Origin of the sequence: Caenispirillum bisanense, from assembly GCF_900230255.1 — a bacterium.
Lineage (GTDB): Bacteria > Pseudomonadota > Alphaproteobacteria > Rhodospirillales > Rhodospirillaceae > Caenispirillum > Caenispirillum bisanense_A.
In genome coordinates this window covers 518,671-539,356 of record NZ_OCNJ01000002.1, presented here as the reverse complement: position 1 = coordinate 539,356, position 20,686 = coordinate 518,671, and the positions used below count along the sequence as shown (strand labels likewise).

Annotated in this window: 18 protein-coding genes and 1 pseudogene; 14 read left to right on the top strand and 5 right to left on the bottom strand. The window is 72.1% G+C overall.

Features of this window, described 5'->3' with window-relative positions:
• Positions 1-178 precede the first annotated feature (178 nt).
• From rpmH to yihA, 5 genes are read left to right on the top strand one after another with little or no spacing between them, the layout of a single operon-like run.
• Positions 179-313: a 50S ribosomal protein L34 gene (gene rpmH / locus CRP50_RS07085; protein ID WP_097278273.1), complete on the top strand. Its 135-nt coding sequence runs from the start codon at positions 179-181 to the stop codon at positions 311-313.
• A gap of 20 nt (positions 314-333) precedes the next feature.
• Complete coding sequence (gene rnpA, locus CRP50_RS07080; RefSeq protein ID WP_097278272.1) at positions 334-780, top strand: ribonuclease P protein component; 447 nt, start codon at positions 334-336, stop codon at positions 778-780.
• Positions 777-1,100 carry a membrane protein insertion efficiency factor YidD gene (yidD, locus tag CRP50_RS07075; RefSeq protein ID WP_097278271.1) on the top strand — a complete coding sequence of 108 codons (324 nt, stop codon included), beginning with the start codon at positions 777-779 and terminating at the stop codon, positions 1,098-1,100. The genes rnpA and yidD overlap by 4 nt, the downstream gene beginning before the upstream one ends.
• A gap of 48 nt (positions 1,101-1,148) precedes the next feature.
• Complete coding sequence (gene yidC, locus CRP50_RS07070) at positions 1,149-2,867, top strand: membrane protein insertase YidC (RefSeq protein WP_097278270.1); 1,719 nt, start codon at positions 1,149-1,151, stop codon at positions 2,865-2,867.
• Positions 2,864-3,547, top strand: coding sequence for a ribosome biogenesis GTP-binding protein YihA/YsxC (gene yihA / locus CRP50_RS07065; protein ID WP_097278269.1), 684 nt, complete (start codon positions 2,864-2,866; stop codon positions 3,545-3,547). Before yidC ends, yihA begins: the two co-directional genes overlap by 4 nt.
• Positions 3,548-4,183: 636 nt before the next feature.
• Here the strand turns inward: yihA and CRP50_RS07060 are convergent.
• Positions 4,184-5,890 (bottom strand): SulP family inorganic anion transporter, encoded by a 1,707-nt coding sequence (locus CRP50_RS07060; protein WP_097278268.1) that lies wholly within the window; start codon positions 5,888-5,890, stop codon positions 4,184-4,186.
• Positions 5,891-6,192: 302 nt separating this feature from the next.
• Here CRP50_RS07060 and ccrA point away from each other — a divergent pair, with 302 nt between their 5' ends.
• From ccrA to CRP50_RS07040, 4 genes are all read left to right on the top strand, one after another.
• Positions 6,193-7,986: a crotonyl-CoA carboxylase/reductase gene (gene ccrA / locus CRP50_RS07055; RefSeq protein WP_176525064.1), complete on the top strand. Its 1,794-nt coding sequence runs from the start codon at positions 6,193-6,195 to the stop codon at positions 7,984-7,986.
• A gap of 95 nt (positions 7,987-8,081) precedes the next feature.
• On the top strand, positions 8,082-9,530 hold the full coding sequence (locus CRP50_RS07050; RefSeq protein WP_097278267.1) for a helix-turn-helix domain-containing protein: 1,449 nt from the start codon (positions 8,082-8,084) through the stop codon (positions 9,528-9,530).
• A gap of 117 nt (positions 9,531-9,647) precedes the next feature.
• The gene (gene gcvA / locus CRP50_RS07045) at positions 9,648-10,574 is read left to right on the top strand and encodes a transcriptional regulator GcvA (protein WP_097278266.1); all 927 of its coding nucleotides are present in this window, start codon (positions 9,648-9,650) and stop codon (positions 10,572-10,574) included.
• A 304-nt stretch (positions 10,575-10,878) separates the two neighbouring features.
• The gene (locus tag CRP50_RS07040) at positions 10,879-11,694 is read left to right on the top strand and encodes an OmpA family protein (RefSeq protein WP_097278265.1); all 816 of its coding nucleotides are present in this window, start codon (positions 10,879-10,881) and stop codon (positions 11,692-11,694) included.
• 200 nt (positions 11,695-11,894) lie between these two features.
• On the opposite strand, the gene CRP50_RS07035 is transcribed toward CRP50_RS07040, so the two are convergent.
• Positions 11,895-13,013, bottom strand: coding sequence for a branched-chain amino acid ABC transporter substrate-binding protein (locus CRP50_RS07035; RefSeq protein ID WP_176525063.1), 1,119 nt, complete (start codon positions 13,011-13,013; stop codon positions 11,895-11,897).
• 229 nt (positions 13,014-13,242) lie between these two features.
• Here CRP50_RS07035 and CRP50_RS07030 point away from each other — a divergent pair, with 229 nt between their 5' ends.
• From CRP50_RS07030 to CRP50_RS07020, 3 genes are all read left to right on the top strand, one after another.
• On the top strand, positions 13,243-14,034 hold the full coding sequence (locus CRP50_RS07030; RefSeq protein ID WP_097278264.1) for a crotonase/enoyl-CoA hydratase family protein: 792 nt from the start codon (positions 13,243-13,245) through the stop codon (positions 14,032-14,034).
• A gap of 89 nt (positions 14,035-14,123) precedes the next feature.
• Entirely contained in the window at positions 14,124-15,128 is a 1,005-nt protein-coding gene (locus CRP50_RS07025) for an EamA family transporter (protein WP_097278263.1), read from the top strand.
• Positions 15,125-15,964, top strand: a complete 840-nt coding sequence (locus tag CRP50_RS07020) for an isocitrate lyase/PEP mutase family protein (RefSeq protein ID WP_097278262.1) — start codon at positions 15,125-15,127, stop codon at positions 15,962-15,964. The genes CRP50_RS07025 and CRP50_RS07020 overlap by 4 nt, the downstream gene beginning before the upstream one ends.
• Here the strand turns inward: CRP50_RS07020 and gcvA (CRP50_RS07015) are convergent.
• Together gcvA (CRP50_RS07015) and CRP50_RS07010 are read right to left on the bottom strand one after the other, a co-directional pair.
• A complete protein-coding gene (gcvA, locus tag CRP50_RS07015) occupies positions 15,901-16,842 on the bottom strand; it encodes a transcriptional regulator GcvA (RefSeq protein ID WP_097278261.1) in 942 nt (313 codons plus the stop codon). The genes CRP50_RS07020 and gcvA (CRP50_RS07015) overlap by 64 nt on opposite strands.
• 94 nt (positions 16,843-16,936) lie before the next feature.
• Positions 16,937-17,680 (bottom strand): TSUP family transporter, encoded by a 744-nt coding sequence (locus tag CRP50_RS07010; RefSeq protein ID WP_097278372.1) that lies wholly within the window; start codon positions 17,678-17,680, stop codon positions 16,937-16,939.
• Positions 17,681-17,781: 101 nt separating this feature from the next.
• Here CRP50_RS07010 and CRP50_RS07005 point away from each other — a divergent pair, with 101 nt between their 5' ends.
• Both CRP50_RS07005 and CRP50_RS07000 read left to right on the top strand, forming a co-directional pair.
• The gene (locus tag CRP50_RS07005; RefSeq protein ID WP_097278260.1) at positions 17,782-18,816 is read left to right on the top strand and encodes a LysR family transcriptional regulator; all 1,035 of its coding nucleotides are present in this window, start codon (positions 17,782-17,784) and stop codon (positions 18,814-18,816) included.
• A gap of 175 nt (positions 18,817-18,991) precedes the next feature.
• Entirely contained in the window at positions 18,992-19,780 is a 789-nt protein-coding gene (locus CRP50_RS07000; RefSeq protein WP_097278259.1) for an AraC family transcriptional regulator, read from the top strand.
• Here CRP50_RS07000 and CRP50_RS06995 read toward each other — a convergent pair.
• Positions 19,740-20,660: pseudogene (locus CRP50_RS06995) on the bottom strand (NAD(P)-dependent oxidoreductase); the annotation flags it as partial. The gene CRP50_RS07000 and the pseudogene CRP50_RS06995 overlap by 41 nt on opposite strands.
• Positions 20,661-20,686: the final 26 nt, after the last annotated feature.

Below are 20,686 nucleotides of genomic sequence, written 5' to 3'. Positions count from 1 at the left end.
GCGGTCTTTCCGCGCAGCCCTCGCCGGCCGCTGTTGACTTCCCCTGGCGGATGAGGGTATACGGCCCCCTTCCTCGCGGAGAGTCGGCGTTCGGCCCCGCCGAGGGCCAGATCCGAGAGACCAGGTTTTGGCGCCGCCCGCCGCGAAGCCGCGCGCCGCCCGCAGATGGAGAGTAACCGTGAAGCGCACGTACCAGCCGAGCCGCCTTGTCCGCAAGCGCCGTCATGGCTTCCGTTCCCGCATGGCGACCGTCGGCGGCCGCCGCGTGATCAATTCGCGCCGTGGCAAGGGCCGCAAGCGCCTCAGCGCCTGATCGCGGCGCGGGGTAGTCCCATGGGGGGCGCGCCCGCGCGGCTGAAGACCCGGCGCGACTTCCTGCGCGTCGCCGGCACCCGCCGCAAGTGGGTGACGCCGGGATTCATCCTGCAGATCGCGCCGAACCCCGCCGCGGCTCCGGCCCCGGCGGACGGCCCCGCCTCTCCTGCCGCCGCTGGCTCCAGCGACAGCGACACCGCCGGCCTGCGCGTCGGCTTCACCACCAGCCGCAAGGTCGGCAACGCGGTGAAGCGGAACCGGGCACGGCGGCGTTTGCGTGCCGTCGCCGATCAGGTGATGCCGCAGCACGCCAAGCCCGGATACGACTACGTCCTGATCGGCCGCGCCGATGCGACGGTTTCGTTGCCGTTCGATCAGATGTTGCATGATCTGCGCTGGGCGCTTAAACGACTGGGGGCCCTGCGCGGCTCCGACGGCAACGGGAACAAGGTCGGCCAGTCATGACCATTGCAAGCGGCCTCCTGCGCGGACTGGTGCGCGGCTACCAGCTCGTCGTGTCGCCGTTGTTCCCGCCGTGCTGCAAGTATGCTCCCACCTGCTCCCACTACGCGATCGAGGCGCTGTCGGTGCACGGCCCCGCGAAGGGCACCGCCCTGGCGGTGTGGCGGGTGCTGCGGTGCAACCCCTTCGCCCGCGGCGGCTACGACCCGGTGCCCGGCACCGATCCGGTCCACGACGCCGGCCGGCGGGGCGACGCCGCGACGGCCGGGACTTGTGCCGATCCGGCCCACGCCCACTCTCACTCTGCCCATACAGCCCCCTGATCGTCCCCCCGAACGCGGTCGCTTCGGTCGAACGGAAGAAACGGACCCATGCCTGAACAGCGCAACCTGATCCTGGCCATTGCCCTTTCGCTGGCGATCCTGCTGGGGTTCGAGTTCCTCTGGCCGAAAGCCGAGGTGCCGCCCGAGCAGCAGCAGGCGGCGCAGCAGGCACAGCAGCAGGCCCAGGCGCCCGATGCGCCGCAGCCCTCCGCCCCCGGCGTGCCGACGGTGCCCGGCACCGCCGCGCCCGACGCCCCGGCGGCGCGCAGTGCCGTCATCGCCGGCCAGGGCGAGCGCATCCGCATCGACACCCCGGCCCTGCGCGGCTCGCTGAACCTGCAGGGCGGCCGCATCGACGACCTGACCCTGAAGAACTACGGCGTCACCCCCGACCAGGACAGCCCGCGCATCGACCTGCTGTCGCCCACCGGAACGCCGAACCCCTACTACGCCGAATTCGGCTGGGTCGCCGCCGGCGGCGTCCAGGTGCCCGGCTCCGACGCCGTGTGGACCGCCGACAAGGACGTGCTGAAGCCCGGCGAGCCGGTCAACCTGACGTGGGAAAACGACCAGGGCGTCGTCTTCAAGCGCACGGTGACGGTGGACGACCACTACATGTTCACCGTCGAGCAGACCGTCACCAACACCACCGGCGAGCCCATCACCCTCTACCCCTACGGCCTCGTGTCGCGCGTCGGCACCCCGCCGACGGCCGGCTACTACATCCTGCACGAAGGCCCGCTCGGCGTGTTCAACGGCACGCTGAAGGAGCTGAAGTACGAGGACCTGAAGGACGAGCAGACGGTGGAGCAGACCACCACCGGCGGCTGGATCGGCATCACCGACAAATACTGGCTGACGGCGCTCGCCTTCGAGCCCGACCTCGAGACCAAGGCCCGCTTCGCCTACCGCGGCCAGGGCGCCGAGCGCTATCAGGTCGACTACCTCGAGCCGGCCATGACCATCGCCGCCGGTGAGACCGCGACCGTGAAGAACAACTTCTTCGCCGGCGCCAAGCAGGTCCAGCTGCTCGACGAATACGCCGAGAAGTTCAACATCACCAACTTCGACCTGGCCGTGGACTTCGGCTGGTTCTACTTCCTGACCAAGCCGTTCTTCTACATCCTGAACTGGCTGCACGGCGTCGTCGGCAACTTCGGCCTCGCCATCCTGGCGTTCACCGTGCTCGTGAAGGCGGTCATGTTCCCGCTGGCGAACAAGTCCTACCGCGCCATGAGCAAGATGAAGAAGCTGCAGCCCGAGATGAAGAAGCTGCAGGAACGCTTCGGCGACGACCGCGTGCGCCTGAACCAGGAGATGATGGCCCTCTACAAGCGCGAGAAGGCCAACCCGGTGTCCGGCTGCCTGCCGATCTTCATTCAGATCCCGGTGTTCTTCGCGCTCTACAAGGTGCTGTTCGTCACCATCGAGATGCGGCATGCGCCGTTCTACGGCTGGATCCACGACCTGTCGGCGCCCGACCCGACCACCATCTTCAACATGTTCGGCCTCATCCCCTGGACGCCGCCGAGCTTCCTGATGATCGGCGTCCTGCCGCTGATCATGGGCATCACCATGTGGCTGCAGATGAAGCTGAACCCGGCGCCGCCGGACCCGGTGCAGGCCAAGATCATGTCCTTCCTGCCGGTCATCTTCACCTTCATGCTCGCTGCCTTCCCGGCCGGTCTCGTGCTGTACTGGGCCTGGAACAACGTGCTGTCGATCGCCCAGCAGTGGCTGATCATGAAACGGGCCGACGCCGTATGAGCAGGAAATACCAGCCCGCCGAGATCACCGGCGAGGCCATGAGCGAAGAACAGCGCGCCGCCTGGCTTGAAGCCGGGCGGTTGCTGTTCGCCCGCGAGGCGACCTTCATGCTGGGCGTCGCCGGCCTGGCGCAGTTGCCCGACACCGACGTGCCGGAGGTCTGCTTCGCCGGCCGCTCCAACGTCGGCAAGTCGAGCCTCATCAACGCCGTGACGGGCCGCAACACGCTCGCCCGCACCTCGGTGACGCCGGGGCGCACGCAGGAGCTGAACTTCTTCAACCTGGCCGACCGACTCATCCTGGCCGACCTGCCGGGCTACGGCTTCGCCAAGGCGCCCAAGGACAAGGTGGAGGCGTGGACGCGCACCACCATGTCCTACCTGCGCGGCCGCGCCCAGTTGCGCCGCGTGCTGGTGCTGGTGGACAGCCGCCACGGCCTGAAGGACGTCGACCGCGAGGTCATGCGCATGCTCGATCAGGCGGCGGTCAACTACCAGATCGTCCTGACCAAGATCGACAAGCTGAAGAAGGGCGAGGCGGAAAAGCGCCAGCAGGAGACGACGACCGAACTCCTCCGCCACGTCGCCGCCCACCCCGAGGTGATCCTGACCAGCTCGGAAAAGGGCGACGGCATCGCCGAACTGCGCGCCACGCTGGCGGCACTGGGCCTGCCGCTGTAAGAGCGGGCCGGAGGGGGCGGGCTGGCCGAGGCACTCCGCCGGGCCTTCACTTCAGTGTCATACCCGGCCTCGAGCCGGGTATCCACGGCTCCCCTGCCGCCTGCCGTGAAGAGCGCCGCCACCACGGCCGCCGCCGTGCACGCCGTGGATGGCCGGGTCAAGCCCGGCCATGACGATTTTCGACGGCATTTCAAAGACTTGTCATGCCCGGCCTCGAGCCGGGTATCCACGGCTCCCCTGCCGGCAGCCGTGAAGAGCGCCGCCACCACGGCCGCCGCCGCGCCCCCCGTGGATGGCCGGGTCGAGCCCGACCATGACGATTTTCGACGGCATTTCAAGGACTTGTCATGCCCGGCCGCGAGCCGGGCATCCACGGCTCCCCACCGCCTGTCGCGGAGAACGCCGCCACCACGGCCGCCGCCTGGGACGCCGTGAATGGCCGGGGTCAGCCCGGCCATGACGATTTTCGACGGCATTTCAAGGACTTGTCATGCCCGGCCTCCGAGCCGGGTATCCACGGCTCCCCTGCCGCCTGCCGTGAAGAGCGCCGCCACCACGGCCGCCGCCGTGCACGCCGTGGATGGCCGGGTCGAGCCCGGCCATGACACATTTCATTTATGTTTCAGATAGTTACGCCTACCCCCGCAGCAGGCGCTCCGCCTCGGCGATGGCGGTCGGGGTGTCGGGGGCGAAGCGGACCCGCCCGGCGAGGCCCAGTTCGCCCATCAGGCGCCGCGGCTGGTCCTGCACGCCCGACAGGATCACCTGCGTGCCATGCGCCTCGCAGCGGCGGAGGAATTCCTCCAGCGCATGGCCGCCGGTGGCGTCGATGAGCGGCACCAGGCGCATGCGCAGGATGAAGACCCGCGGCGGCTTGCGGATGCGGTCCAGCACCTCGCCCAGCTTGGCGGCGGCGCCGAAGAAGAACGGGCCGGAGATGCGGTAGACCTCCACCCCCTCGGGCAGCGGCGGGTAGTCGGGGGTCGGGGCCTTGGCGAAGTCGTCCTCGTCGTCGTCGATGACGCGGGTGTGGGTCTCCACCTCCACGGCGTTGGCCATGCGGTGCATGAACAGGAAGGCCGCCAGCACCACACCGACCTGGATGGCGACGGTCAGGTCCACCAGCACGGTCAGCGAGAAGGTCAGGATCAGCACCACGCGGTCGCCGACCGGCGCCTTCATGAGGTGGCGGAAGTGGTCCACCTCGGCCATGTTCCACGCCACAATGACCAGCACGGCGGCGAGGCTCGCCAGCGGCACGAAGACGGCGAGCGGCGCCAGCACCAGCATGAACAGCAGCAGGAACACCGCATGCGCCATGCCCGCCACCGGCGTGCGGGCGCCGGAGCGGACGTTGGTAGCGGTGCGCGCGATGGCGCCCGTCGCCGGCAGGCCGCCGAACAGGGCGGAGGCGATGTTGGCCGCGCCCTGCGCCACCAGCTCGCAGTTGGAGCGGTGCTTGCGGCCGGTCATGCCGTCGGCCACCACCGCCGACAGCAGGCTCTCGATGCCGGCCAGGAAGGCGATGGTGAAGGCGGACGGGCTCAGCTCCACCAGCCGCTTCCAGGTGATCTCGGGGAACACGGGGGTCGGCAGCTCGGTCGGGATGCCGCCGAAGCGCGAGCCGATGGTATCGACCGGCAACCCCAGCGCCATCACCGCCAGCGACCCCGCCACCACGGCGATGAGGAACACCGGCAGCTGCGGCTTCCAGTGGCGGATGGCGAGGATCACGGCCAGCGACCCGAAGGCGACGGCCACCGTCGGCCAGTGGATGGTCGGCAGCGCATCGGCGTAGGCGGCCAGCTTGGCGGCGAACTCGGCCGGCGTGACGACCATGGTCAGGCCGAGCAGATCCTTGATCTGGCTGGTGAAGATGATGACGGCGATGCCGGCGGTGAAGCCCGTCACCACCGGATAGGGCACGTACTTGATGTAGGTGCCGACCCGCCCGTAGCCGAGGGCCAGCAGCAGCACGCCGGCCATGAGCGTCGCCAGGACGAGGCCGTCGTAGCCGTGCTGGGCGATGACGTTGAACACCACCACCACGAAGGCGCCCGTCGGCCCGCCGATCTGGTAGCGGCTGCCGCCCAGCGCCGAAATGAGGAAGCCGGCCACGATGGCCGTCACCAGCCCCTTGTCCGGCGTGGTGCCCGAGGCGATGGCCAGCGCCATGGCGAGCGGCAGGGCGACGATGGCGACCGTCAGGCCGGCGATCAGGTCGGCGCGCAGGTCGGGCAGGCCGTAGCCCTGCCGCAGCGCGGTGACGAGCTTCGGAACGAACAGCCGCCACGGCGCCGGGCCGGCGGCGGTGGCGGGAGACGCGGTACCGGGCTCCGGCATCGGGGACGAAGCCGGGGAAGACCGATCGGGCATGGGGTGGCACACCATCCGGGGTGCGGACGGCCGACGCGGCGCCCGCTCGGGTGGAAATGTTACGCGCCCGGCCGGCGCCGGTGCAAGGATACTATCCGCCCCGGGTCGCGGCGCCGCCCCCGGCGTTTACAAAAGTTTGCAACACTTCCGTCCTCCTTTGCCTTTTGCATTGCGACTTTGCAACTTTTCCGCACGACACGGGTTGTCGGCGAAAATGTTGTCATGCACCATTCTCGCAGTGCACAAGATTCGAAGACGGAGGGACAACGGTGACCAAGGAACTCTACGACATCGGCGAGATGCCGCCCATCGGCGAAGTTCCGGCGAAGATGCACGCCTGGCTGATCCGCCCCGAGCGGTTCGGCGAGCCGACCAAGGCGTTCCAGAAGGAAGTGGTCGACGTGCCGGAGATCGGCGACTACGACTGCCTCGTCTACGTCATGGCCGCCGGCGTCAACTACAACAACGTCTGGGCCGGCCTCGGCATCCCCGTGAACGTCATCGCCGCCCGCAACAAGGCCGGCGAGCCGGAGCCCTTCCACATCGGCGGCTCCGACGCCTCGGGCATCGTCTACAAGATCGGCCGCAAGGTCACCAACGTGAAGGTCGGCGACGAGGTCGTCATTCACTGCGGCACCTACGACCCGGAATGCCCGAGCGTGCAGGCCGGCGTCGACCAGATGTACTCGCCCACCTACCGCATCTGGGGCTACGAGACCAACTACGGCAGCTTCGCGCAGTTCACCCGCGTCAAGGGCACCCAGTGCGTGCCCAAGCCCAAGCACCTGACGTGGGAAGACGCCGCCGCCTACATGCTGGTCGGCGCCACCGCCTACCGCATGCTCATGGGCTGGAACGAGCACGCCATCCGTGAAGGCGACGTCGCCCTCATCTGGGGCGGCGCCGGCGGCCTCGGCTCCATGGCGATCCAGATCGCCCGCGCCAAGGGTGCGGTGCCCATCGCCGTCGTCTCGGGCGAGGACAAGTTCGACTACTGCCAGCAGCTGGGCGCCAAGGGCTGCATCAACCGCAAGAACTTCGACCACTGGGGCATGCTGCCGCACTGGAAGGACACCGCCGGCTACAACACCTGGCTGAAGGGCGTGCGGTCGTTCGGCAAGGCTATCTGGGACGTGCTCGGCGAAAAGAAGCAGCCGCGCATCGTGTTCGAACACCCGGGCGAGACCACCATCCCGACCTCGCTGTTCGTTTGCGACACCGGCGGCATGGTCGTCGTCTGCGCCGGCACCACGGGCTACAACGCCACCGTCGACCTGCGCTACCTGTGGATGCGCCAGAAGCGCGTGCAGGGCTCGCACTTCGCCAACGACGCCCAGTGCTACGCCTTCAACGACATGGTCATCGCCGGCCAGATCGATCCCTGCCTGTCGCGCGGCTTCACGTGGGACGAGATCCCCGACGCGCACCAGCTGATGTATGAAAACAAGCACCCGCACGGAAACATGGGCGTGCTGGTCGGGGCCAAGGAATTCGGCCTCGGCGCCACCGCCTCGGAACCGGTGCCCCTGCCGCATCCGCACCTCCCGGCCCCCACCGTCGACGACCTGCCGCGCCTGATGCCGGTGTCGATCCCGCTGGAAGACGTGGATGCGGTGGCGGGCACCGCCGCCCCCGCCTCGGCCGCGGCGGCCGCCAACGACAACGCCTTCGTGCGCGACATCATGGTGCGCGACATGTCGATGGTGGCGCCGACCGACACCCTGGCGACCGCCGCCCGCCTCATGCTGGCGCGCAACACCACCGCCGTGGTGGTGGCCGACCAGGGCCGGCCGGTGGGCATCGTCTCGCACACCGACGTGGTGCTGGCCGGCCAGGGCCGTCCCGCCGCCGTGGTGCACGAGACGCCCGTGCAGCAGGTGATGACGCCCAACCCCTACACCATCGAGGCGGGCGCCACCCTGACGGAAGCCGTGTCGGTGATGACCGGCCACCGCGTCCACCACCTGGTGGTGGTGGAGAACGGTCAGGCGGTCGGCATCATCGCCACCGGGGACGTGATGCGCCGCATGGTCGAGGAGACCGCGCGCACCGCGGCCGAATGACGACGCAGAAGCGGGAGTGGCCGACGGCCGCTCCCGTTGACGCTGGACGCCGTTCTTTGCTGTATTGCTCCCCTGCGGGTTCCGAGGGGAGAAGCATGGCGAAAGACGGCAAGGTGATGCTCGGCCACCGCATCCGGCGGCTGCGACGGGAACTGGACCTGACGCAGGCGCAGATGGCCGAGCGCCTGGGTCTGTCGCCCAGCTACTACAACCTCATCGAAAACAACCACCGGCCGGTGACGGCGCGCCTGCTCATCAAGCTGAGCCAGGCCTTCGACATCGAGATCCACACCTTCGCCGACACCGAGGAAAGCCGCCTCGCCGGCGAGCTGACGGAAGTCTTCGCCGACCCGCTGTTCCGCGAGGCCGACATCAAGCGCCAGGACGTGCGCGAGGTGGCGGCCGTCGCCCCATCGCTCGGCGAAGCGGTGCTCGAGCTGTATCACGCCTACCACGAGGCGCACGTCGCCATCCGCGCCCTGTCGGAGCGCGTGGCCGACCGCGACAAGCTGCAACTCCTGCAGACCAAGGCCTTCCCGCTCGAGGAAGTGCGCGATTTCTTCCAGGCCAACGAGAACCACTTCCCGGCCCTGGAGGAAGCGGCCGAGGAGCTGTGGACCAAGGCGCGCCTGGAAGCCGGCGAACTCTACCGCGGCCTGACCGAACACCTGATGCAGGCACACCGCATCCGCGTCAAGCGCATGCCGGTGGACGTCATGGGCCATGCCATCCGCCGCTTCGACCGCCACAGCCACCGCCTGCTGCTGTCGGAACTGCTGTCGCCGCAGGCGCGCGTGTTCCATCTGGCGGTGCAGGTCGGGCTGCTGGAGCTGGAGCCCCTGTTCCGACGCATCGTCGAGACGGCCAGCCTGTCCACCGCCGAGGCGCGCGGCCTCGCCCGCGTCGGCCTCGCCAACTACTTCGCCGGCGCCGTCCTGCTGCCTTACGACACCTTCATCAAGGCCGTGCGCAAGCACCGCTACGACATCGACCTGCTGCAGCACCGCTTCGACGTCACCTTCGAGCAGATCGCCCACCGCCTGACCACCCTGCAGCGCCCCAACGCGCGCGGCGTGCCGTTCTTCATGATCCGCGTCGACAAGGCGGGCAACGTCTCCAAGCGCTTCAGCGCCGCCCCCCTGCAGTTCGCCCGCTTCGGCGGCGCCTGCCCGCTGTGGAACGTCTACGACGCCTTCACCATGCCGGGCGTGCTGCACACCCAGCTGGCCGAGATGCCCGACGGCACGCTGTACTTCTTCATGGCGCGCTCGGTCACCAAGCCGGGCGGCAGCCACCGCGCGCCGCCGCAGCGCTTCGCCCTGGCGCTGGGGTGCGAGGCGCATCATGCGGCGCAACTGGTCAATGCCGACGGCCTGCAACTCGACAACCGCGATGCCGCCGTGCCCATCGGCGTGAACTGCCGCCTGTGCGAGCGGCTGGATTGCAGCCAGCGGGCCTTCCCGCCGCTCAATCACACGCTCATCGTCGACCAGAACCTGCGCGGCCATTCGGCCTTCTACTTCAAGCCCGACCCGTCGCCCTGACGGGGCCGGGGCCAATGGCCCCGGCGGCGGGCCGTCGTGGCGGCTCTTGTTCGGCGCCGCCGCACATGGCCCGGTGAACGGAGCCCATCGACGCCGAGCCACCAGGGAGCCGCCCGCATGGCCTACAAGCTTCCGCCACTGAACACCCTGCGCCTGTTCGAGGCCGCCGGCCGCCACCTCAGCTTCAAGGAGGCCGCCGCCGAGCTGCACGTGACGCCGAGCGCCGTCAGCCACGCCGTCGGCGCCCTGGAGGCGTGGCTCGGCGTGCCGCTGTTCGTCCGCACCCACCGGGCGCTGGAACTGACGGAAGCCGGCCGCGCCTACCTGCCGGGCGTCGCCGAAGCGCTGCGCCTGCTGGCCGCCGTCACCGAGGCGGTGCCCGGCCGCAGCCCGAGCGGCCGGCTCGCCGTCAGCGTCGCGCCGACCTTCGGGCTGCGCTGGCTGGTGCCGCGCCTGCCGTCCTTCGCCACCAGCCATCCCGACATCGAGGTGATGCTCGACACCTCGCCGCGCATCGTCGACCTGCCGCGCGACGGCGTCGACATCGCCATCCGCATGGGCCGCGGCGGCTGGCCGGGCGTCGAGGCGCGCTGTCTGGTGGTGGAGGAACTGGTGCCCGTCTGCGCCCCCGCCCTCGCCGCCCGCATCGCAACGCCCGCCGACCTCGCGGCCGTGCCGCTGCTGCACCTGGTCAACGCCGGCGAGGACTGGGCCGCCTGGGCCGAGCTGGCCGGCGCCGACCGCCTGGACACCGACCGCGGCCAGCGCTTCGACAACCTGAACATCGTGCTGGAGGCGGCCGCCCAGGGGCTCGGCGTCGCCATCGGCCGGCTGCCGCTCATCGGCGCCGACCTGCGGGCGGGGCGGCTGGTGCCGGTGCTCGGCCCGCCGCGGCGCTGCCGCACCGGGTACTGGCTGGTCACCGACCGCGATACGGGCCGCCTGCCCCACATCGCCGCCTTCACCCGCTGGATCGAGGACGAACTGGCGCGCGACCGGGCGGACGCGGCGGCGACGGCGGGCGATTTGCTCATCGGCCGGTGAGCGCCGCTCATCGCCGCGAGGCAGGACCCAGCGGCAGGTATTTCCCCTGGTTCATCAAGTATTCATGGAGCGTCGCGACTCGAAGTCGCGTCGTTTCGTCCCATCGACGGAGGCGGTCGCGGCCGGGTTCGGAAAAAGCCCCGCTTCGTTCCCGGCCGGTTCACGGCCGCAGCCGCAAGAACTTGAAACAGGGCTCAGTTATATTGCGCGAATGATCTAAAGGCGTAGTCTTTCCAGAGCCCCGCGCTGGGGGATATGGCGCCGGGCCCCGCACCGCCTGATAGAATCCACTGGGGGGAAATCCATGACCGTGAAGCCGATTCTGTTCGCCGCCGCCGCCGTTGCGCTGCTCGGTGCCTGCACCACCTGGGACCTGGAGAAGACCCGCGCCATGGCACCGGCCGGCGACACCTTCACCCAGGCCCTGAAGACCGCCTACCTGGAACGCGCCGCCTTCGAGAAGGCCGAGCAGGACTGGGGCGACGTCGCCTACTTCAACATGCAGGCCCGCACCGCCGCCGCCGGCCAGGTGCCGCCGGTGGGCGAGCTGGCGTCGCGCGGGCTGTCCGCCCCGGCCCTGGCCGCCGGCCGCGCCGCGCTGCTGGAACGCCTGGCCACCGCCGCGCCGTCCAACACGCCGGAAGCCTGCGCCCAGGCCCAGGCGTGGTTCGAACACTGGATGGAACAGGAAGAGGAAGGCCACCAGCCCGACCACATCGCCGAAGCCAAGGGCCAGTACGACGCCTGGCTCGCCAAGTGCCAGCCGCCGGTGATGGCCGCCGAGCCGGCCGACTTCATCATCTACTTCCCCTTCGACAGCGCCACCCTGACGGCCACCGCCAAGGCCGAGATCGCCCGCGCCGCCGAAGCCTACAAGACCCGCTCCGGCGCCATCACCCTGACCGCCCACACCGACACCGCCGGTGACAAGATGTACAACCAGCGCCTGTCGGAGCGTCGCGCCGACGCGGTGCGCAAGGCGCTCGTCGACATGGGCGTGCCGTCCAAGGTCATCGCCGCCTCGGCCTACGGCGAGAACATGACGGCGGTCGCCACCGGCGACGGCGTCGAGAAGACCGAGAACCGGCGCGTCACCATCACGGTCGGCGCCGGCTCCTGATCCCTGCCGTACCGAACGACGAACGGGGCGCTGCCGGCCGGCAGCGCCCCGTTTTCTGTCGTCGTCTCCGCCCCGAAGAAGAGCCGCCGGCTCCCGACGCCGCCGCTGCGAACCAGGAGGGGCGGCGGCGAAGGGCGGATGCGGGAGCCGGCGGACCCGGCCGCCTGGGGAGTGGGGATCGGCGGCGGGATGGGCAAGCCTCAGTTGGCGGCGGCGTAGTCGTAGGCGCCGGCCGACCAGCGGTAGACCACGTAGCCGGGCGCGGTGACGTCGCCCTTGTCGTCGAAGGAAATGTCGCCGAGCACGGTCTGGAAGGTGCCCGACCGCAGGGCGTCGGCCACCTTGCCGCCGTCCACCGTGCCGGCCGCCTTGGCCGCCTGCGCCCAGGTCTGCACGGCGCCGTAGGTGTAGAGCACGTAGCCCTCGGGCTCGATGCCGACGCCGCGGAAGGCGTCCACCACCGGCGCCGCCGTCGGGTTGCGGCGCGGGTCGGGCGAGAAGGTCATCAGCGCCCCTTCGCCCGACGGGCCGGTGATGCTCCAGAACTCGGCGGTGACCGTGGCGTCGCCGGACATGAGCTGGGTGTCCATGCCCTGCTCGCGCAGCTGCCGCAGGATGAGCCCCGTCTCGGTGTGATAGCCGCCGATGTAGAGCAGGTCGACGTCGAGCTGCTTCAGCTTGGTCACCAGCGCCGAGTAGTCCTTCTCGCCGGCGGTGTAGCTGTCGTAGAGCACCTCGGTGACGCCCAGCTTGTTCAGGTTCTCGCGCGTCGCGTCGGCGAGGCCGCGGCCGTAGGCGGTCTTGTCGTGCAGGATGGCGATGCGCTGGTCCTTGGCGGTGTCGGCGATCCACGCCGCCGCCACCTCGCCCTGCTGGTCGTCGCGGCCGCACACGCGGAACACGCCGGCGAAGTCCTGCTCGGTGAGGGCCGGGTTGGTGGAGCCGGGCGAGATCATGACCACGCCGCCGTCCTCGTAGACGGCGCTGGCGGGGATGGAGGAGCCGGAACACCAGTGGCCGGCGACGAACACCACGTCGCGGCCCGCCAACTGGTTGGCGACGGCGACCGCCTGGCGCGGGTCGCAGGCGTCGTCGCCGACTTCCAGCACCACCTGCTCACCCAGCACGCCGCCGGCGGCGTTCAAGTCCTCCACCGCCTTCTGGGCGCCGTCGCGCATCTGGGCGCCGAAGGCGGCGTACTGGCCGGTCATGGGGCCGGCGACCGCGATGCGGATCTCCGCCTGCGCCGCCCCCGCCGTCGCCGCCAGCCCGGCCGCCGCCAGCGCCATGGCCGAGGCCGTCTTGGTCCACGTCTTCATGCCGATGCTCTCCCTGTCGTCTCGTGCGGGCACGCCGGCCCGTGGTTCCAGTAGGGCGGCAGGGGGCGGCCGGCGACAAACGACTTCGGTTCAGCGCGGGGTGATCCGTTCTCATGCGGCCGGCTGCATCGAAATTCCTCCGTTTCGCCTGAAAAGCCCCCGTTTGCCGGGCCGCAGCCAGCAGCGCCATCCTGCCGCCACACACCCCGACCAACCGGAGCCTGCCTGCATGACCGACGTGCTTCTGTGCGACATCGCCGACGGCATCGCCGTCCTCACCCTCAACCGTCCGGCCAAGCTGAACGCCATCAGCTACGCCCTGGCCGACGCCCTGCTCGACCGCCTGGACGCGCTGGAGACCGACCCGGCGGTCGGCGCCGTCATCCTCACCGGCGCCGGCGAGCGCGCCTTCTCCGCCGGCGGCGACATTCCGGAATTCTCCCGCAGCGTCGCCGCCGGGCCCGAGGCCGCGCTGCGCGACTTCGTGCGCCGCGGCCAGACCCTGACGGGGCGCCTGGAGGCCTTCGGCAAGCCGGTGATCGCCGCCGTCAACGGCCTCGCGTACGGCGGCGGCTGCGAGATCACCGAGGCCGTTCACCTGGCCGTCGCCAGCGACCGCGCCACCTTCGCCAAGCCCGAGATCAACCTCGGCATGCCGCCCACCTTCGGCGGCACCCAGCGCCTGCCGCGGCTGGCCGGGCGCAAGCGGGCGCTGGAGCTGCTGCTCACCGGCGATCCGTTCTCCGCCGAGCGGGCGCACGAGCTGGGCCTCGTCAACGCCGTGGTGCCGCACGACGGGCTGATGGACGCCGCCCGCGGCCTCGCCCGCCGCATCCTGCGCCATTCGCCGCTGGCGGCGCGCAGCATCATCACCGCCGTCACCCGCGGCATCAACGGCGCCATCGCCGAAGGCCTCGCCATGGAAGGCGAGCAGTTCGCCCGCATGGTGCCGACCCACGACCTGCGCGAGGGCCTGGATGCCTGGATGGAGCGCCGCACGCCCCGCTATCGCGGCGTGTAGAGCCTTCATCCGCCGGTGAAAACTCCGCGTTTGTGCCGGGGCGCGGTGGCTTCCCATCATCGACCGGCATCGTTCGCCGGAGGCCCGCCATGACCATCGCCACCGTCACTCCCGCCCGCCGCGAGGGTGGCACCGCCCTCGGCATCATTGCCGCCGCCGTCGCCGTGATGGTGTTCACCGCCTTCACCCTGGTGTCGCGCTGGGGCGCGGTGACCAGCGCCGGGCCGGCCGACCTGGCCGCCCTGCGGTTCGGCGTCGGCGGCGTCCTGCTGGCGCCGTTCCTGCTGACGGCCCCCGTGCGGGCGGTGGGGTGGCGGCGGGCGGTGGTGCTGGCGCTGGTCGGCGGTACGGTGTTCGCCGGCTTCGCCTACGGCGGCCTCGCCCTGGCACCGGCGTCGCACGGAGCGGTGCTGCTGCACGGGGCGCTGCCGGTGTTCGGCCTGATGTCCGGCGCCCTGGTGCTGGGCGAGCGGCCGAGCCGGCAGCGGCTGGCGGGCGCCGCCCTGATCCTGGCCGGCATCCTCACCGTCGCCGCCGGCACCGGCGCGGTGCAGGAGCTGCGGCGGCTGGTGGGCGACGGGCTGCTGCTCGGCGGGTCGTTCTGCTGGACCCTGTTCGGCGCCCTGGTGCGCCGCTGGTCCATCGCGCCGCTGACCGCCGCCGTGGTGGTGACGCCGCTGTCGGCGGTGCTGTTCCTGCCGGTCTACCTGCTGGCGCTGGAGCCGGGTCTGGCGGCCATGGCGCCGCGCGACCTGGTGATCCAGGGCATCGTGCAGGGGGTGCTCATGGGCATCGCCTCGCCGGTCCTCTACATGATCGCCGTCACCCGCTTCGGCGCCACCGAGACGGCGCTGTCCACCGCCGTCATCCCCGGCCTGACCACCGCCGGCGCCGTCCTCTTCCTGGGCGAGACCGTGGGGGCGGCCAACTGGGTGGGCGTGATCCTCGCCACCGCCGGCATGATCGTCTCGTTCCGGCCCGACCGGACGCGGCGAGCGGCCCTGGCCGACCTCGCCCGCCTGAGCGATCATCACCTGCGCGACATCGGCGTCGACCCCGCGACGCTGCGCCCGCACAGGAGAGGCACCCCATGACCACCCAGACCGAACGCGGCCGCCGCCTGCAGGAGCTGACCCGCGGCGGCGACCTGTTCGTCATGCCCAATGCCTGGGACGCCGGTTCGGCCAAGCTGCTGGCGGCGCAGGGCTTCCCCGCCGTCGGCACCACCAGCGCCGGCATCGCCTACGCCCTCGGCCAGCCCGACCAGAGCAGCGCCGTGCCGCGCGACACCATGCTCGCCCACTGCGGCGCCATCGCCGCCGCCGTCACCGTGCCGGTCAGCGGCGACCTGGAGGACGGCTGGGGCGAGGCGCCCGCGACCGTGGCGGAAACCGTGCGCGCCGCCGTCGCCGCCGGTCTGGTCGGCGGCAACGTGGAAGACGTGCCGGGCGCGCCGGGTGCCGCCCTCTACGACCGCGACCTCGCCTGCGACCGCATCCGCGCCGCCCGCGCCGCCGCCGATGCCTCGGGCGTGCCCTTCACCCTGACCGCCCGCACCGATGCCCTGCTGCGCCACGGCCCGGCCGGACTCGACGAGGCCATCGCGCGCTGCATCGCCTACCGCGACGCCGGCGCCGACTGCCTGTTCGCGCCGGGCATGAGCGACCCCGACAGCATCGGGCGCTTCGTGCGGGCGGTGGATGCGCCGGTGACGGTGGTCATGGGCTTCACGGGCAAGGCGCTCGACCTCGCCACCCTGCGCGGGCTCGGCGTCACGCGGGTGACCACCGGCGGCAGCCTGGCGCGGGCCTGCTTCGGCCTGCTGCGCCGCGCCGCCGCCGAGATCGCCGGGCCGGGCACCTTCCATTACGCGGACGGCCAGATCCCGGATGCGGAGCTGACCGCCTTCTTCCGCGACTCGACCGGCTGAGGCGGCGCCAGTTCGCTCGCGATCCAGCGGCGGAAGGCGGCCACGTCGGGCCGGCGCAGCGCATCGGGCGCGGTGACCAGCCAATAGGCCGCCTCGCTCGCCACCGGCGGGCCGAGCACGGGCACCAGCCGCCCGGCCGCCATCTCCGCCGCCACCAGCGGCAGGCGCCCGACGACGACGCCGAGGCCCTGCACGGCGGCCTCCGTCGCCATGTGGATGGTGTCGAACCGCAGGCCGCGCCCGGTGTCGAGCCCGCCGATGCCCTTCAGCCGGGCCCAGGCGTCCCAGTCCTCCGGCACCGTCACCACGTGCAGCAGGGTCCGGCGGCGCAGGTCGGCGGCGGTCCGGACCATGGCGGCGACGGCGGGGGCGGCGACGGGCACCAGATCCTCCGCCGCCAGCCGCACCGCGTCGACCGCCGGCCAGCCGCCGACGCCGCGGCGGATGGCGACGTCGATGCCGTCGCGGGGGAATTCCACCTGGCGGTGGGCGGTGTCCAGTTGCACCTCGATCTCGGGATGCGCCGCCTGGAAGCGCGGCAGGCGCGGCAGCAGCCAGCGCAGGCCGAAGCTCGGCGCGACGCTCACCGCCAGCCGGCCGGAGGGGGCGCGGCCGGGCACGCCCTCGGTGGCGGCGGCGATGGTGTGCAGCGCCTCGCGCACCCGCGGTAGGTAGGCGTGGCCGGCGATGGTGAGCGCGATGGCGCGGTGGCCGCGGGCGAACAAGGGCACGCCGAGCCAGTCCTCCAGGGTCTGGATGCCGTGGCTGACGGCACTCGGCGTCAGGTTCAGTTCCTCGGCCGCCAGCTTGAAACTGAGATGGCGGCCGGCGGCCTCGAACAGGCGCAGGGTGTTGAGAGGCGGCAGGCGATAGGCCATGGCGGTCCCTCCGGGTCGCGATGCTGGATCGAAGGATCGCGCCGCCGGGTGCGCCGCGGCAAACGCGAATGCCTTCCGCTCACGCGAGCGATGCTCATGCGACCAGCAGCAGGCGGGCACCGAGGATCGCCAGCGCCGCGAAGAAGGCGAGGCGGAAGCGCACCCCGTCCACCCGCCGCCGCAGCCGCTGGCCCAGCATCATGCCGGCGACGGCGGGCACCACCGCCCCGGCGGAGACGGCGGCCGTCGGCCCGTCCAGCGCCCCGCCGAGCAGCACGCCGCCGAGCGTCAGGGTGGAGACGGTGAAGGCGAGGCCGAGGGCCTGCACCAGGTCGTCCTTCTCCAGCCCGAGGGCCTGGAGGTAGGGTACCGTCGGCATGACGGCGACGCCCGTCGCCGCCGTCACCGCCCCGGCGGCGAGGCCGGCGAGCGGCCCGACCGCCGCGTCTGCCTTCGCGCCGAGCCGAAGCCTCGGCCCCCACAGGCCGAAGGCGGCATAGGCGAGCAGCGCCGCGCCGAGCGCCCGCGCCGCCCACGACCCCGCCGCCTCCGGCAGTAGGGCGCCGACGCCGGCGGTGCCGGCGACGACGGCGACCAGGAAGGGCCACAGGCGGGCCAGCAGGCGCGGCAGGGCGGCGCCGGCCGCCGTCTGCCACAGGTTGGTCAGCAGCGACGGCACCACCATGAGCGCCGCCGCCTCTGCGGGCGCCATCACCTGCCCGAGCAGCCCGACCACCACCGTCGGCAGGCCGAGCCCGACCAGGCCCTTGGCGGTGCCGGCGAGCACGAAGGTGGCGCCGATCAGCGCCAGGGTGAGAAGGGTGTACGTGTCGGTCATGCCGCCGACCTTGCGCCCGGCGGCGGCGGCCGACAATCTGGAAGATCCGCAGCCAGCCTTCGTCTGTTCCGAAGGCTCCTGCCGCGCCGGGAGCTTCGCCTATGCGCTTCGACGTCACCGACCTGCGCCTGTTCGCCGCCGCGGCGGAGGCCGGCAGCATCACCCGCGGCGCCGCCCGCTGCCATCTCGCCCTGCCCTCGGCCAGCGCCCGCATCGCCGGCATGGAGGCGGCGGTGGGCGTGCCGCTGTTCACCCGCGGCCGGCGCGGCGTCACGCCGACGCCGGCCGGCCTCGCCCTGCTGCACCACGCCCGCGCCGTCCTGCGCCAGATGGACGCCCTGCACGCCGAGTTGGCGGAGCACGCCGGGGGCCTGCGCGGCCATGTGCGGCTGACGGCCCACACGGCAGCGCTGACCGAGATCCTGCCCGACGTGCTGTCCGGCTTCCTGGTCGCCAACCCCGGCATCGACGTGGCGCTGGAGGAACGCGAAAGCCGCCTCGTCGTGCGGGCGGTGGCGGAGAACCGCGCCGACCTCGGCATCGTCAGCGAGGCGGCGGCGCAGGCGGGCGGCCTCGCGGCGCTCGCCACCCTGCCCTTCCACACCGACCGGCTGGTGCTGGCGGTGCCGCGCGACCACCCGCTCGCGGCGCGGCGCTCGGTCGCCTTCGCCGAGGTGGTGGACGCGCCCATGGTGGGCCTGCGCGACGGCAGCGCCCTGCAGGATCATCTAGCGGGGCACGCGGCGGCGCTCGGACGGACACTGACGCTGCGGGTGCGCATGCCGGGGTTCGAGTCGGTCTGCCGCATGGCGGGCGCCGGCGTCGGCCTCGCGGTGGTGCCGGAAACGGCGGCCCGCCGCCATCGGCGGGCGAGCGGCATCGCCGTGGTGCGGCTCGACGACCCTTGGGCGATGCGGCGGCTGGTGATCTGCCTGCGCGACCGCGACGCCCTGACGGCGCCGGCGCGGCGGCTGCTCGATCATCTGGCGGCGGCGGGAGAAGCGGCGGCGGGAAAAGAGACCGCCGGCTTCCGCGCTGGCCAGGCCCGACGTTCGAAGGCCCGGCCGGCGGAAGCCGGCGGTGCAGCGAGCCGTGTTGCGGGAGGCGAACCGCGGCCGCGGCAAAGGAACTCGTAACGGGTACCATACTGGGAAGTCGTCCGAAGGCCGCGGCCCCCGGGCATCCCCACCCTCGCCCACCGCCTTCGCACCTGCAAACGAGGACTTCTCAGGGCAACGCGAGAAGGTTTCAGCCAAGCCCCGCGCCCCCGCCCGCCATACTGGCGCGAGCCCCACAGGGAGCCGCACCGCCATGGCCGACCGCATCCGCCCCGCCCCCTCCGCCCCCGGCGTCGAGCGCCTGGAGGCCCATCTGCACGGGCGGCCCTTCGCGCCGCACCGCCACGACACCTACGCCATCGGCATCACGCTCGCCGGCGTGCAGAGCTTCCGCTTCCGCGGCGAGACGTGGCACTGCCTGCCCGGCCAGGCCCACATCCTGCACCCCGACGAGCTGCACGACGGCCGCGCCGGCACCGAGGCCGGCTTCGCCTACCGCATCGCCTATCTCGACCCGGCGCTGGTGCAGCGGGCGCTCGGCGGCCGGCCGCTGCCCTTCGTGGCGCAGCCGGTGGTGGACGGCGCCGGCCTGCGGGCGGCGGCGGCGCTGTGGGACCTGGAGACGACGGTGGACGAGGCGGCCCGGGTGGACCTGATCGTGGCGGCGGCCGACCTGCTGGTGGTGGCGGCGGGCGGCGACCTGCCAACGGGGCATCTCGACCTGCCGGCGCTGGAGCGGGTCCGGGCGCGCATCGCCGCCGACCCCGCCGGCGAGCACCCCCTGGCGGCGCTGGAGCGCGAGGCGGGCCTGACGCGCTGGACGCTGGCCCGCCAGTTCCGCGCCGCCTTCGGCACCAGCCCGAGCCGCTACCGCACGCTGCGGCGTCTGGATGCGGCGCGGCGGCTGGTGGCGGCGGGCGCCGGGCTCGCCGAGGCCGCCACCGCCACCGGCTTCGCCGACCAGAGCCACATGACGCGCCAGTGGAAGCGCGCCTGGGGCCTCACGCCGGCGCGGTGGGCCGCGGCGCTGGCGGCGGAGTGACGCCGTCGGTGCGCGCCTCCAGCGCCCGCACCACCGCCGCCATGTCCTCGCCGCCGTGGCCGAGCGCCAGCGTCTCGCCGTAGAGGGCATGGCAGGCGTCGAGCAGCGGCGAGGCCAGCCCCGCCGCCCGCGCCGCCTCGGCGATCAGGCGGTTGTTCTTCAGCACGTCGGCGATGGCCGCCTGCACCGAGAAGTCGCGCGCCAGCAACTTGTCGGCCTTCATGCGGCTGACGGCGCTCGCCATGGGGCCGGCGTCGAGCACGGCGACGAAGCGCGCCATGTCGAGCCCGTGGCGGTCGGCGAAGTGGCTCGCCTCGGCCAGGCCCGTCACCATGGTGATGAGGAACAGGTTGACGGCGAGCTTCATGAGCAGCGCCGAGGGGACCGGGCCGCACTCCACCGCGTCGCGGCAGAGCGGCGCGAGCAGCGGCCGCACCGCCGCCACGGCATCGGGGTCGCCGGCCAGCATGGCGACCAGCTGCCCCGCCTCCGCCGGCGCCCGCGAGCCCGACACCGGCGCCTCCACATAGGTTCCGCCGGCGGCGCGGATGGCGGCGTCGAGGCGGCGGGAGTAGTCCGGCGAGGTGGTGCCCATGTGGACGACGATGCGCCCGACGACGCGGCGGTCGAAGTCCGGCGTGCCGCGACCGAGGGCGGCGTCCATGGCGTCCTCGTGGGCCAGCATGAGGATGACGACGCGCGCCCGCCGGAACACCTCGGCGACCGTCGCCGCCACCGCCGCGCCGGCCGCCTTCAGCGGCGCGCATTTCTCCGGCGAGCGGTTCCACACCACCAGCGGCGTGCCCGCCCGCGCCAGGTTGAGCGCCATGGGCTGCCCCATGACGCCGAGCCCGATGAACCCGACTTCCATGCCTCTCCTCCTCCTCGGTGCGGCGCGCCATGGGC